The sequence below is a fragment of the Nocardia abscessus NBRC 100374 genome, assembly GCF_000308455.1.
Classification (GTDB): Bacteria; Actinomycetota; Actinomycetes; order Mycobacteriales; family Mycobacteriaceae; genus Nocardia; species Nocardia abscessus.
On record NZ_BAFP01000003.1, the window covers coordinates 138351 to 152052 of the forward strand.

Annotated in this window: 14 protein-coding genes; 4 read left to right on the plus strand and 10 right to left on the minus strand. The window is 65.5% G+C overall.

Going from position 1 to position 13702, the window contains the following annotated elements:
• Window positions 1-53 precede the first annotated feature (53 nt).
• The 4 genes from fxsT to ON19_RS01110 form a co-directional block, all read right to left on the minus strand.
• Window positions 54-2921: an FxSxx-COOH system tetratricopeptide repeat protein gene (gene fxsT / locus ON19_RS38610; protein ID WP_157229555.1), complete on the minus strand. Its 2868-nt coding sequence runs from the start codon at window positions 2919-2921 to the stop codon at window positions 54-56.
• Between the two features lie 65 nt (window positions 2922-2986).
• Window positions 2987-3463, minus strand: a complete 477-nt coding sequence (locus tag ON19_RS01100; protein WP_157229556.1) for a Het-E N-terminal domain-containing protein — start codon at window positions 3461-3463, stop codon at window positions 2987-2989.
• A gap of 318 nt (window positions 3464-3781) precedes the next feature.
• Entirely contained in the window at window positions 3782-4186 is a 405-nt protein-coding gene (locus ON19_RS01105; RefSeq protein WP_043685069.1) for a hypothetical protein, read from the minus strand.
• Between the two features lie 80 nt (window positions 4187-4266).
• On the minus strand, window positions 4267-4986 hold the full coding sequence (locus tag ON19_RS01110) for an SDR family oxidoreductase (RefSeq protein WP_043684935.1): 720 nt from the start codon (window positions 4984-4986) through the stop codon (window positions 4267-4269).
• A gap of 100 nt (window positions 4987-5086) precedes the next feature.
• Here ON19_RS01110 and ON19_RS01115 point away from each other — a divergent pair, with 100 nt between their 5' ends.
• Entirely contained in the window at window positions 5087-5935 is an 849-nt protein-coding gene (locus tag ON19_RS01115) for a helix-turn-helix transcriptional regulator (protein WP_043685073.1), read from the plus strand.
• A 156-nt stretch (window positions 5936-6091) separates the two neighbouring features.
• Here the strand turns inward: ON19_RS01115 and ON19_RS41570 are convergent, their stop codons facing one another.
• The 3 genes from ON19_RS41570 to ON19_RS01125 form a co-directional block, all read right to left on the minus strand.
• Window positions 6092-6316, minus strand: a complete 225-nt coding sequence (locus ON19_RS41570) for a hypothetical protein (protein WP_157229557.1) — start codon at window positions 6314-6316, stop codon at window positions 6092-6094.
• Between the two features lie 405 nt (window positions 6317-6721).
• Complete coding sequence (locus ON19_RS01120; protein ID WP_174377652.1) at window positions 6722-6928, minus strand: DUF397 domain-containing protein; 207 nt, start codon at window positions 6926-6928, stop codon at window positions 6722-6724.
• On the minus strand, window positions 6918-7799 hold the full coding sequence (locus tag ON19_RS01125; protein ID WP_043684941.1) for a helix-turn-helix domain-containing protein: 882 nt from the start codon (window positions 7797-7799) through the stop codon (window positions 6918-6920). Before ON19_RS01125 ends, ON19_RS01120 begins: the two co-directional genes overlap by 11 nt.
• Before the next feature lie 247 nt (window positions 7800-8046).
• Between ON19_RS01125 and ON19_RS01130 the strand changes: the two genes are divergently transcribed.
• From ON19_RS01130 to ON19_RS01140, 3 genes are read left to right on the plus strand one after another with little or no spacing between them, the layout of a single operon-like run.
• Window positions 8047-8568: a hypothetical protein gene (locus tag ON19_RS01130; RefSeq protein ID WP_063709374.1), complete on the plus strand. Its 522-nt coding sequence runs from the start codon at window positions 8047-8049 to the stop codon at window positions 8566-8568.
• Window positions 8565-8780, plus strand: a complete 216-nt coding sequence (locus ON19_RS01135) for a hypothetical protein (protein WP_157229558.1) — start codon at window positions 8565-8567, stop codon at window positions 8778-8780. The genes ON19_RS01130 and ON19_RS01135 overlap by 4 nt, the downstream gene beginning before the upstream one ends.
• 59 nt (window positions 8781-8839) lie before the next feature.
• Entirely contained in the window at window positions 8840-9658 is an 819-nt protein-coding gene (locus ON19_RS01140; RefSeq protein WP_043684948.1) for an SAM-dependent methyltransferase, read from the plus strand.
• Here ON19_RS01140 and ON19_RS01145 read toward each other — a convergent pair.
• The 3 genes from ON19_RS01145 to ON19_RS01155 form a co-directional block, all read right to left on the minus strand.
• Window positions 9645-10277 carry a pyridoxamine 5'-phosphate oxidase family protein gene (locus tag ON19_RS01145; protein ID WP_043684950.1) on the minus strand — a complete coding sequence of 211 codons (633 nt, stop codon included), beginning with the start codon at window positions 10275-10277 and terminating at the stop codon, window positions 9645-9647. The genes ON19_RS01140 and ON19_RS01145 overlap by 14 nt on opposite strands.
• 232 nt (window positions 10278-10509) lie before the next feature.
• A complete protein-coding gene (locus ON19_RS01150) occupies window positions 10510-12696 on the minus strand; it encodes a molybdopterin-dependent oxidoreductase (RefSeq protein ID WP_043684953.1) in 2187 nt (728 codons plus the stop codon).
• Window positions 12697-12885: 189 nt separating this feature from the next.
• Window positions 12886-13404 carry a hypothetical protein gene (locus tag ON19_RS01155; RefSeq protein ID WP_227954548.1) on the minus strand — a complete coding sequence of 173 codons (519 nt, stop codon included), beginning with the start codon at window positions 13402-13404 and terminating at the stop codon, window positions 12886-12888.
• Window positions 13405-13702 lie beyond the last annotated feature (298 nt).

Here is a 13702-nt window from a genome sequence, read left to right on the forward strand (position 1 = left end):
ACGTCCGCGGCAGGCCGTGAGGCGTTCGAGAGACCTGGTACCGCCTCTACAGCTCACTCCAGCCAATCATTCAGCGCACCTCGCGGATTCATCATTACCCGCTCCATATTGGGAAGAAATTGGTTGATCATCTCGAATGCTTCAGCTATCTGACCTATTCCCAAATAGGCTACGGCTAGGCTGAAACGAGTTCTCAGAGTGTCTTGGTGATCCGAGCCCAAGACCCGCTCCCGGTCGCTGAGTAGCCGATCGAGCATTCCGATCGCCTCGGTGAACCGGCCCGCTACCTGATGAGCGTCCGCCAGCTTGTTGCGGGTTTTCAGAGTGTCGAGATGGTCAGGACCGAGGATGCGTTCGCAGTCGGTGAGCAACTCCTGGAACAGGTCGGTCGCCTCCGCCACCCGACCCGCCACCTGATGCGCGCTTGCCAAATTGCTACGGGTTTTCAGGGTGCCGAGATGGTCAGGACCGAGGATGCGTTCGCGGTCGGTGAGCAGCTGCTGGAACATGTCGATGGCCTCCGCCACCCGACCCGTCGGCACATAGGCGATCGCAAGGCTGCTACGGGTTTTCAGGGTGTCGAGATGGTCAGGCCCGAGGATGCGTTCGCGGTCGGTGAGCAGCTGCTGGAGGATGTCGATCGCCTCCGTCACCCGACCCGCCGATATGTAGGCGTGTGCCAGCTTGCTTCGGGTCTTCAGGGTGTCGGGATGGTCGAGACCTTGGCTGCTTTCTTGCTCGGTGAACGATTGCTCGAGCAGGGTGGCGGTCTCCGACAATTGCTCGGTCATCTGAGAGTACATAGCCAAGCTGTTGTTGAAGGGACCGAACGGGGAATCCCGGCCCAGGATGCGTTCCCCCTCGGCGGCGACCTGCTGGAACAGGGCCATCATCTCAGGGACCCGCCCCGCTGCCTGAAGGGCGCTACCCAGTTCGATGCGAGTCCGCAAGGTATCGAGATGGTCGGGTCCCAGGATGCGTTCGCGGTCGGTGAGCAGCTGCTGGAACATGTCCACCGCCTCCGTCACCTGACCCGTCGAAAGGAAGGCACCGGCCAGACTGCCGCGAGCCTGCAGGCTACGACGGTGCTCAGGGCCGTGAAGTCTTTCTTCATCAGCGAGCAACTGCTGGAACCTGTCGATCGCCTCTGTCACCCGACCCGCTGCGAGGAATGCACCCGCCAGGAAGGAGCGGGTATTCAGGGTGCGGCGATGCTCGATTCCGTGGACCCTCTCCCCACTGGCGAGTACTTCCTGGAATAGGTCAATCGCTTCTGCTATCCGCCCTTCCCGTTGGTATGCATAGGCGAGATTGCCACGTACGTTCAACGTCTCGCCGTCCTCCGGGCCCAGGATGCGTTCATAGTCGGTGAGCAGCTGCTGAAACAGGTCGATCGCCTCTGCTGTACGCCCCCACGCCCGATAAGTACTCGCCAAATCACGACGGGCGGTCAAGGTCTCGAGGCGTTCGGGGCCCAGAATGCGTTCATAGACGGTGAGCAGCTGCTGAAACAGGTCGATCGCCTCGCGCATCCGGCCTGCCGCCCGGTATGCCTCTCCCAGATGTCCGCGAGCAGTGAGAGTCTGAATGTCCTCTGCCCCGAGGCGCTTCTCGCTGTCGAGAAGTGTTCGGCGGGCATAGTCGGTTGCTCGGGCCAGGTCGGCGGCTTCGATCAGCTGTTCGCAGGCCCAGTTTCGTGCACGAAACAGGCGTGCCGCTCGGTCTCGGACCTCATCGGGAAACTCGGCCGCGATGATGGCGTCGATGTGGTCGACGAGCTGTATCCCCTCACTTCGATGCTCCCATGCCTCCTCGGGGTCGAACAGGTGGGGTTCGATCGCATCGAGGGCGTTGTCGAGCAATCGCAACCGGGCTTGCTCGGTGTCGGCGCGTTCACGGAGAACACGGGCGACAAGTCGGTGCATGACCACCGCAGACCGGTCGGTTGAGCGAGTGAGCAGACTGGCTTGTACGCAGCGAGCGACGGCTTCGTCGCGGCGGCCGGCGTAGTCGGGCAGCAGGTCACGAGTTACGCCTGCGGGAGACAGCATCGCCACCAGATCCAGCAGGTTCCGTACGGCAGCGTCGAGGTCTGGATCCTCCGTGGGCCCTTCGGTGGTCGCAATGGACAACGAGATCGCCCGGTGTACCTGCTGCGGGTATTCATGGCCTTCGATGCGAAGAAACGCTTGGTCTCCGGGGTGGGCGAGCAGGTCGAGGTACGTGGGGTAATCGATGCCGAGGTGGTTGATGGTCGCCGCGGCTTGGGTGAGCGCCAGGGGCAGGTCACCCAGTCGCTCGGCAACTTCTCCGGCGCCGTCATTGTCAGTGATCTGGGTGGCTTTGCGCAGATAACGTACGGATTCGGGGCGGGAGTAGACCCCCAGGTCCAAGGGAGCGCCGAGTGTCCTGAAAGTACGTTCGGTGCTGGTGATCACGACCTTGGTGCCGCTGGCGGCAGGGAGGAAGGGGCGGAGTTCATCTGGAGAGGTGGCATTGTCGAACACCAGAAGTCCTGGCTCCTGGCGGCCGGTCAGGTGTTCGCGTAACTGCTTGGCGGACGCCTCTGAATCTCCATCGAGATCCGCGACGCCCAGGCGCTGAGCGATCGCTTGCAAACCTTCGAGCAGGGTGCCGCGTGTTTCGGCGTTGATCCAGCCCACGAGCCGAACCGTGTTGTTGTCCAGGAGTTGGCGGGCGTAGGCGGCGGCCAGTTCGGTCTTTCCCACCCCACGCATCCCGGTCACCACCACCACCACCTGGGAGCGCTCTACCGCTCTTTGCAGCTTGCCCAGCGATCCTCGCGCAATGAAATCAGCAGGTTGAGCCGGAATTGCACCCACCACACGTCCCAAACGCGCGACAGGCAGCGGCGGCTCGTGAGGGAGGTTGCCGCCGAATGCAATGGCCCCAGCGCTCACGCCGTGAAGCAGGTACGTCGTGTTCCCCGCTCCCGGAGAGGATGGTGGCGCGGTCGGGGTGGGGGTTACCGGCGCGCTGAAGGAGGGTCCTGCTGGTCCTGCCTTCCCGCTCGTACCGACCCTATCTCGATCGCTCCGTCGAAAGTGCCGTCGACCACTCGCACTCCGGTGCCGGTGGATTGCACCTCCCGGATTCGCAAAGCCGCCGCGGCCACCCGTTCCAGATCTACACCAACTGCCGCTCCAGCCGCCGTCTCATGGGCGCGGACCATCGCGATCAGCGTCTGGGCTGCCGCCAGCAATTCCGCATCCCCGTCAGCGCCGGCACGCTGCAGGTCCTCGGCCAACTCCTGGCGGCGATGCTCCGAAGCCGGCCGCTGCTCCAGCGCGACCACGTCGACCTGCCCGTAGCGGCTGGTCACCAGGCCTTTCAAGTGCTGATAGGCATCGGCCACCGCCTGCTTGGCGGTCTCACCCAATCCCGCGACCGCACCCGCTGCCAACGCCTGGGCCACGATGACTGCCACTGTCTCTACCACCACGACGACATCCCCCTCCCGATCCTCGCACCCGGAACGGATGCGCTACCGACCTTCGACCGCAGAACTCTACGCTCACTACCGCACCAACGGCCGATCAATTGGAAACAAGCATTTGAGATTGGAATCCAAGGGAGGCAGCATTATTCGAGCTGCCGATTCCGCCCTTGCCGCGCTGAAGCAAACGATTGACACTGAGCCTGGTGTGGACGGTGCGGCTGTCTTTCCGCTGGCGGAAAAATTGGAGCGATCATGCCGAAAGAATTGGTGGCCATTGGGGTTGATGAACACCCTTGACCTTTCGGTTACGTGCTCGGGTCCTCAGCGCCCAGGCGGCTGTACCCAGCGGCGGAGGGCGTCGATGGTGGTCTCCGGTGAGGTGTTGAAGCAAAAGCGTATTCCGGGCGCGAGCTCGGTGACCACGTTCACGAGACGTTCGAACAGCAAGGTGTGCTCGGCCGCCATGCGTACGCCTGCGCCGATCATGGCGACACGGAAAGACCCGCCCGCAGCGCATTCGCGCAGTTTCGTCTCGGCCGCATCGGGATCGGCGGGCACCTGGCAGGACACCAGGTCGAATCCGGCGTCGCGGAGCGCGGCCTCCCCCGCCTCGATGCGTGCGGTGAGGGTCGCTTCGTCGAGAGCCGGATAACGGCTGTAGTCGACGGCGCTGGGCTGTAGTCCGATCGACAGCACGGTCGTGTCGCTGGAATTCTGTCGTTCCACTGAATGATCCTCCGGTCTCACCATGAATATGAACAGTGCCACGCACAGCCCCAGCAGCGTGACGACAGTCGCCGCTGCCCTCACCACGGGGTGGTTCCATTCCTATCGAAGAACCCGCCGGTGGGTCCGTCGGGACCTATGGATGCCAGCTCGATGATGGCGTCGGTGCCCTCGCCGACGGTCTGGAAACCGGTATGGCCGTTGAGGTCGGTGGCCGTGAAACCGGGATCCACCGCATTGACACGGATGTCGTTCAGGGCGAGGGCGTACATGGTCGTGAGCATGTTCATGGCGGCTTTGGTCGTCGGGTAGCCGAGCGCGAGCGGCAGGTGGCCCTCCCACTTCGGGTCGGTGAGCGTCGCGATCGAGCCCATGCCGCTGGAGACCATGACGATGCGCGGGTGGTCCGAGGCGCGCAGCAGCGGCAGGAAGGCATGAATCACCCGGATCGGGCCGAAGACATTGGTTTCGAACGCCTCGCGCACCTCATCGACGCGCGTATCAACCGGATGAGTGCGCGGGCCACCGATAGCGGCATTGTTGATCAGCACGTCGAGGCGGCCTGCATAAGCCTTCACGGCGTCGGCCGCCGCGGTCACGGATTCGTCCGACGTCACGTCCAGTTGGACGAAGCGGGCCTGCAAACCCTCCTCGGCCAACTCGGCCACCGCCTGGGTGCCGCGGACGGTATCGCGTGCTGCGAGGAACACTTCCCAGCCCGATCCGGCCAGTCGGCGTACGGTTTCCCGTCCGAGTCCTTTGTTCGCTCCGGTGACCAGGGCAATCGTGGTTGTCGTCATGGTCGTAGCCTCGCGCCGGTCACCCGCCGACTCCAGGGCCTATGAGGCATGGGACTGCCGGTACCACCCCGGACCGTCGGTCCTGCGGCAGGATGTGCAGGTGGACAGAGTCGAATTGGCCATGGTGCTGCGCACCGCGCGGTCGCGCATCCAGCCCGCCGCCGCGGGACTGCCGGGTGGGTCCCGCAGGCAGGTTCCGGGGCTGCGGCGCGAGGAGGTCGCTCAGCTGGCCGGGCTCAGCGTCGACTACATTGTCCGGCTCGAGCAAGGGCGCGGCCCCAAACCCTCTGAGCAGGTGCTGGACGCACTGTCCCGGGCGTTGCGATTGACCGACTCCGACCGCGATCTGATCTTCCGGCTCGCCGGATCCGATCCGCCGCAGGCCGGACGCATTCCCATGCTGATCCGGCCCAGCGTCCTGCGCCTGCTGGACCGCATGGCGGACCTGCCCGCCCTGGTGCTGTCCGCCAAATCCGATGTGCTGGCTTGGAATCCGCTGGCGGCGGCGCTGTTCGGCGACTTCTCCGAGCGGCCACCGGCCCAGCGCAACATCATGTGGCAGCGGTTCCTCGGCGCCGGGCTCGACCGGTTGGTCATGACGCCGGAGGAGGAAGCGGCCAACGCCGTCGACTGCGTCGGCTGTCTGCGCACGGTACAGGCCAAGTACCCGAAGGATCCGGGTCTCGCGCAGCTCATCAATGAACTCCGCTCCGGCAGTGCGCGATTCGACGAGCTGTGGCGGGCGGGACGTTCCGGACGGCTGCGTAGCCTCACCACGACCGTCGCACACCCGGACCTGGGCACCCTCACCCTCGACTGCGACGCCCTGATGGTGGCCGAGGCCGATCAGAACGTCGTCGTCTACTCGGCCGCCCCGGGCACCCCCACCGCCTCGGCCCTCGAACTGCTCCGCGTCACCGGCCTCGAAAGTTTCAGGCCGGCCAACTAATGGGCCGTGGCCGCCCGCCGGACTGAGTCCGTAGTCCTCCGGTCGGTGCGACGCCAAGGCCCGCACGTTCGCGCGGGCCCTGGCAGCAGCTCTAGCTAGCCTCAGTCCACCGATGAGATTTTGAAGCCACAGGTTGAATCTCGCCGCCGCCCGCGGCTAGCGTGTGATGATCCACTTACCGCTCGGCGTTTGCTTGCAGTAATAGGTAAATGGTGGGGCGTTGTATGTCCCATTTCGCGACGCTTCCTCGATCGCGTCCCAGCATTTGCGCTCGGTGTCGAAGAGCCCGTCCGCTTCAATTGCACCTGCGACCCCCGACTGAAGTGCTATACCTGCTGCGGCTGCTCCGACAACAAGGGCGGCTGAAATCATCTTCCTCATTTTGTACTCCTTGGTTGCCACAAAGGGCGTTAGATGGCACGGATCGGCAAAGCCGGTAAACTCAATCCCCCTCCGCACCAACAGTTTTCGCTTGATCTACTGAATTGGACGCTGCTGGAGAGCTTCCGGTTCCGCGATGTGATTCAGCTCACAATTCGCCGGTGGCGCCGCAAGGTGGAGCTTGTGTCGAAAAACCACGAGTGGCACATGGTTGCGGCATTTCCCGAGAAGAGGTCTCCAGGGTGTGCCACTCGCGGCTCCAGGTGGTGGGTGTGCATGACCCGGCGCGGGAGCGGTCGAACTCCGGTTCTTGACCTGGTCGCACTGCCGCGTGGCGGCAAGCGCGAAACGGCCCGGCTCTCGCCTTCCTAAGTCGATGAGCCGGGCCGTGGTTGATGTGTATGGCTAGGGGCGGTTGAATTCTCCGTCCGTCACGCCTGCGGTGAAGGCGTCCCATTCGCTAGGGGTGAACACCAGTGCGGGGCCGGTCGGATTTTTCGAGTCGCGAACGCCCACCTTGTCGTCGTCGAGGAATGCCACTTCGACGCAGTCTTGGCTAGCTCCGCTGCGGGTGCTCTTGAACCACCGTGCTCCGGATAGGTCACTGATCACGCCCATACTCCTTCTCTAGCTCCCGGAGAAGCCTGCGGCTGTCCTGGACGTCCATAGCCGCGCTCCGGAGCACCTCGTATGCCTCACCATACCGCCGCACAGTGCCGGGTTTGTCCACGTAGAGCGCGCCCGTGAAGCCTTCCATGTACACGACGGGCGGCTCGATCGGACGGCCCTTACTGTCTGTGCCGAACTCCAGGATCGTGAACGGGCCGATCTGATCACCGGTGGGGTAGCCCGCGTCGGACGGCAGAACCCGGAGCGTGATGTTCGCTCGACGGCTGGAGTCGAGCAAGGCGCGCGTCTGTTCCGTCATCGCCCTCTTGGAACCGATGATCTGGCGTAGTACCGACTCGTGAATGACCACGTCCATCTCGACCGGGCCAACCGGCCGCGTGATCAGAGACTGCCGCTTGATTCGCAGGTGAACGCGTCGCTCGACCTCTGACGCACGCTCGTCCGGTCGTTTGGCAGTAATGAGCGCCTGCATGTACCGAGGCACCTGAAGCAGACCGGGGACCAGCTCGGATTGGTACACAGTCAACCGCTTCGCAGAGTTCTCCAACCCCACGTAGACATCGAAGTTCTCCGGGATGAGATCGCCGTAGGCATGCCACCACTCGGGTGCGTTCGCTTGGCGCGCTAGGCCGACCAGCGCGTCGATCTGCTCTGGATCTGCGTCGTAGATCCGGCACAGCTCTTTGATATCTGCATCGCGGACCTTGTCTACCTGCCCTTTTTCGACTCGCTGCAACATCGTCGGGCTCCATTGCATGAGCTCGGCCGCGTTCGCGATCGTGAGACCGATCCCCGTTCGAAGCTCACGCAAGTGGCGACCCAGCTGCCTGCGTGGAACCGTAGAACCTTCCATTCTCCACCCCTTCTCATCTCGGCTTTCTCCACCGCGGAGAATCCTCGCATCCAGGCTGAATCACACGCTGGCACTTCGGAAAATTTGTCCTGGATATTCAGAGTAAGTGCGGCCCAGGCGCTTTGCTGATGCTCCACTTGACGTACGCGCCCGGGTCGAGAACGGCTGAGAAGTGTCTCCCGAACCCGCAGTGAAGGGCTGAGCGCGCGCTCCACGTGACCTTCGATCCGAGTAGGGGGCTTTCGAGATGGACCATGAGCCATTCGAGGACACTCCGGTGTCGCGGTGCCAGTTCTACCGGCGGGCATACGGTTTGCCCGCTGTCATCGACCCGCCTGAACTGGGGCGGATCGTTGTGCATGCGGGCAGCGTCTGGGGCATCACGATGCCCGCGCGGCTTGGGCAGGCGGTGCGGGCGCACCTGCACGGCCAGGGCAATTCTGTAGGCCCGATCGTCGGTCATCCGCGCTCGGGCAGGTGGACGTTCCTGATCCGGCCCGATCTCGGTGCGGCCGACGATATGCGGCTGTTCGCGGAACTCTTCCGGCTGGATGTGTCGGTTGCGCGTGCGGGGGCGACTATCGCGCTGCCGTCGCCTACCGCGGAGGCGGGGGCGATCCGGCATTGGATCGAACCGCCCGCCAACTCTTTTCGCCCCTCCGGCGTCGCTGTCGTGCAGGCGATCCGGGCGTGGGCCGATCAGATGCTCCTGCGCGGCTCGCGTTCGCTGCCGCGAAGCGGTGACCAGCCGTTCGAGGTGCGCGGGTGATGGTCGCGAGCGTCATCGCCGGGGTCGCCGTCCTGTGGTTCATGGCGAACTACTTCCTCGCCATGGCGGTGCTGGAGCGCCGCGTCGCTGGCGAAACCGTGTGCTGCGAGCGTCCGCTCGCTCCCGAGGTGGCGGGCACCGTGACATGGATGCAGGCGCGGACGTTGCCCACCACCTGCCCGCTTGTCGTCGAGCGTCGGGTGTCGGCGTGAACGGCCCCTGGCTCCGCATGGCGGGGCAGGAAGGGACGGGATCTTCGCCAGTACCCGGAGTGCGTGCGCCGGTCGGGCCGGACCCTACCCGCCCCAGCATCGCCCGTGTCCACGACTACAGCCTGGGCGGTAAAGACAACTACGAGGTGGATCGCCGTTTCTTCCACGACATCCTGCAGATCGCCCCTCGGATGCGAGAATTGCCGCTGATGACGCGGCGTTGGCTCGACCGCGTCGTGCGCTATCTCGTCTGTGACGCGGCAATCGACCAGATCGTGGACATCGGAGCCGGGCTGCCCGCCTTCCGGAACATTCACGAAGTCGCGCAACAGCACAACCCGCGAGCGCGGGTGGTGTACGTGGACAACGACCCGCTCTGCTGCACCCACGGCCGTGCGCTGCTCGCGCGGCATGCGGGCGTCCAGTACGTGCAGGCCGATCTCACGCGACCGCGAGCCCTCCTGTCCGAGGTCGCCGAGCACCTCGAGCGGGATCGGCCGCTCGCGGTCATCCTGTCCAGCGTTGTGCACCATGTGCCCGCGGAATTCGACCCCGACGGGATCGTCCGCGAGTACACCGAGAACCTGCCGCCCGGTTCACACCTCGCGATCAACCACTACCTCGACCCGGCCGACGATCCCGCCGCCCATCGGCTCGCACGCGAACTCGAGAACCGCTTCGTCCGCGGGCTGGGTTCGGGCTGGTTCCGCACGCGCGAACGGATCGCCTCCCTGTTCGACGGACTGGAACTGGTCGAACCCGGTGTGGTCGAGCCGGGCGACTGGTGGCCTTACGGTCCCGCGCCGCGCCCACGATCGCTGGAGGAGCGGCTGATGCTGGGTGCGCTCGGCCGCATACCGAACCTCAGGAACCGCTGAACAGCGTGTCGGCCAGCTCGTTCTTCTGCGCCTTCGCTCCGAAGTAGTCGCCGCCCTTGGCGCGCACGTTGTCGGTGCCCCACTCACGTTGTTCGCGCGGGGCGGGCACCAGGTGCGGGATGTGCTTGCGGCAATGGATATAGGCCTCTTCTACGTCGACCACCACCCAGTGTTCGGCGACGCGGCCCTTGTGGTTGACGGGCAGGTCGGTCACGACGCTGCGGAGGGCGGGATCGGAGACGAGATGTGCCGAACCGTTGATGTGCAGTCCGATGAGGTCGCGCACGAAATCGATGAGCAGGATCCCGACGTGCGGGTTCTCCAGGATATTGCCGAGACTGGCCATCACGCCGTTGCCACGGTATTCCGGGTAGGCGATCCGGCGTTCATCGATGACGTGGAGAAAACCGGGTAACCCGGCCCGGAAAGTCGAGTCGCATTCGCCGTGTTTGTCCGCCGTGGCGATGAACGCCATATCCATCCGGCCGATGAATTCGATCATCGCCGGATTGAGCCGATCGAGCACCTGATCGTCGTAGAAGCGCTGGGCTCGATCTTGTGTTCCGTACCGTTCCTGCAGCTCACGCTCGCCGTCGCTGCCGTTGTGTGTGCCGGGCATTGCCGCCCCCTCAGGTCGCCGGAATCCGGGGTTTACCAGGCTCGACGTTGAACCGCGGTGGTACCGAGATCGCGCCAATTTTAGATGATCAGCACGCGGCAAAACGTCGGAATCCACGTAGATGATGCCTGCGATCCGCGTGCGGCGCAGGGATTTCCGTAGATTAGCTAAGAGCCGACCGGCCGGAATTATTTCCGGCCGGTCGGGATTTGCGGAAGTGATGTGCGTTGCCTCAGGCAGGGGTCAGCGTGACCGGAACCCCGTTGAACACGGCGTTTCCGGAAGGCGCGTCGACCACCGAATCATCGGTGAGAACATTGGCATTGACGCCCGCGTGCGCGCGGGCCACGGTCTGCGTGCTGTCGATATGTCCCCACCCGTGCGGCAGGCTCACCACGCCGGGCATGATGGCCTCGGTCGGCTCCAGCGGAACCGTCAGTGTCCCGGCGGCGGACTTGACCACCGCTCGGTCGCCGAGTCCGAGTCGCGCCACGTCGGCCGGATTGATGTGCAGTGTGCAGCGATTCGATCCGCTCACCAGCGTTGCGATGTTATGCATCCAGCTGTTGTTGGACCGCAGCTGCCGCCGACCGATCAGCACGATCTCTGGTGCGGCGTCGGACAGTCGCGCCCGCATCCGCGCCACGTCGTCGAGCAGCGGCCGCGGGGCAAGGTCCACCTTCGCGGTCGCGGTGCGGAGCACACCGGGCAGGCGCGGCTGCAAGGGGCCGAGGTCGATGCCGTGCGGGTTGTCCAGCAGCACTTGCAGGTTGAGAGTGCCGCCGTTCCATTCCCCGTACGGTCCGAGGCGCAGCATCAGGTCGATGCGCTGTTCGGTGCTGGTCTCGCCGATCAGATCGCCGCGCCGCTGCGCGAACCCGGCCTTGTGCAGCAGCCCAGCGATGACCAGTTCGTCCACAGCGGTGAGCGGATCGACCCCGTCGGAGCCGTTGTGCGGCCTGGCGGTCAGCGCCGCGGCGAGACGAGCCAGGACGGCGGGTTCGGACGGCCGGTCACCCAGTGGCACCAACGGACGCGAGTAGCGGGTGTAGTTCCGCACGGCGAATTGCAGGAGCGCGAAATCGTAGTGCGCCGATTGGGTGGGGCGCGGGGGAGGCAAGATCACATCGGCGTGCTTGGTGGTTTCGTTCAGGTACCGGTCCACGCTCACCATGAAATCGAGCCGGGCGAACGCCTCGTCCAAGCGTGCGCCGCTCGGCGCGGACAGCACCGGATTCCCGGCGACCGTCACCAGCGCGCGGATCTGCCCCGTGCCGGGCGTGGTGATCTCGTCGGCGAGCGTCGCGACGGGCAGTTCGCCCATCGCCTCGGGCAGCTCGCGTACCCGGCTTGTCCAGCGCCCGATGCGGAACGGCCTGGTACGCGGGATGCCGCCGGCGGCGGCGGTGGCGAACATCGCGCCGCCAGGGGAATCGAGGTTGCCGGTCAGCGCGTTGATCGCGTCGACGAGCCACTGCGTGATCGTGCCGAACTCGGCGGTGCAGGTGCCGATGCGGGCGTACACCGCCGCGGTCGGCGCTGCCGCGAGTTCGCGAGCCAGGCGCACGATCGTGGACGCGGGGACGCCGGTGCGGGCCGCGACCGTATCCGGGTCGAAGGCCGCGGCGGCCGTGCGCAATTCGTCCAGGCCGGTGACCTCGACGCGCAGATCGGTCAGTCGCTCGGTGAACAGCGTGTGCACGATGCCGAACAGCAGGTAGGCGTCGCTGCCCGGCCGGATGAACAGGTGCTCGTCGGCCAGTTTCGCGGTGCGGGTCACCCGGGGGTCGACCACCACGAAGCGGCCGCCCCTGCCGCGCAGCGCCTTCAGCCTGCCCGGGAAATCGGGTGCGGTGCACAGCGAGCCGTTCGATTCCAGCGGATTCGCCCCGAGCATCAGCAGATAATCGGTGCGGTCCAGGTCGGGCACCGGCACGGTCAGCGGGTCGCCGAACATCAGCCCACTGGCCACCTGCTTGGGCATCTGGTCGGCGGTGCTGGCCGAGAAGATGTTCTTGGTGCCCAGCGCCCGCAGCAGTATAGGCAGGTACAGCGCTCCGGCCACAGTGTGCGCGTTGGGGTTGCCCAAGTAGGCCGCAGCCGACTGGTTTCCGTGCTCGGCCACCACGGCGGGGAAGCGCTCGGCGATGTAGTCGAAGGCTTCGTCCCAGGTCGCGCTACGCCAGGTGTCGGTCGCGCGGTCGCGGATCAGCGGTTCGGTCACCCGGTCCGGGTCCTCGTCGAGGTGGCCCAAGCTGGCCCCCTTCGGGCAGATGAAGCCCTTGCTGAAGGGGTCGCTGCGGTCGCCGCGGACCGAGGTCACGTGGTCGTCGGGGTCGAGGGTGAGTTCCAGGCCGCAGACCGCCTCACAGAGTGGGCAGGTCCGCAGCAGATTGCGCGATTGCGTGATCGGGGCCATACCCCATCTTGTCGTCCGGCGGTGAAACTGAAAAGAGAACGTCCGATATCGACAACGCCAAACGACCGGTACCCGGCGGCGCTCCGGGGTGGGGAGCCGGAGCGTGAGGACGGATACCGGTCGCAAACAGGCCGGGTAGCGCGGCCCCGGCCCGCGATCAGCAGGTGAACTCGATCAGGGGCGCGTTGCTCAGCAGGCGATGGTCAGCTTCGCGCGGCGCGACGCGGTGGCCGCGCGCACGGCCGCGGCGATCGCGACGACCGGCGGCAGCCAGCGGGCCTCGGCGGGCGCGACGCCCCAGCAGGCCGAACCGGCCGAGAGCTGGGTGGGCGGCAGCGGGATGCCCGCGCCGTCGGTGTACACGGTGGCGCCGGCCTCGCGCAGCGCCTGCAGCGCCATCGCGGCCTTGCGGACGCCGGTGACCAGGTGGATCTCGCGACGCTCTGAGCCGGGGATCTCGATCACCGCGCCGGACAGGTTGTTCGCGCGCAGAAAGCGGCGGACCTCGCCGGCCAGTTCGCCGGAGACCTCGATGCCGGACAGGTCGTCGTCGGTGATCAGGCTCAGACCGTTGGCCGTTTCGGCGACCGTCCACCCGCGCTGGTTGTAGTCCTGCGCAGCGGCGGTCAGTTCGGCCGCCGTGACGGAAGTCGGAAACGTGGTGCGCACTGTCTTCTCCATTCCCCGGTAGATCTCTGGGTCCTGCATTCATGGGTCGTATCGGCGTGGGCAGCCGTGGGCGTTACGGGTTCTCCGAAAAAATTTCCGGAGTGTCGCCTACGTCTCATTTCCGAGGGGGTTCGTCGGCGTTCCGCCGGGCATCCCGAGGTGGCTCGCCACGGTTGCCACGCAGCTACTTTCAGCCGCGGACCTGGTTTCTCGCTGTGCCGAAGCTGCGAGATCGCTGTGGACAGTTGTGAACGATGTTGCTGGTGCGAAAACATCCCGGTCGCGTGCGTTTCCGGCTGGATCCGTGCGCGCCGGGCAGGGAGGATTCCGGCATGAG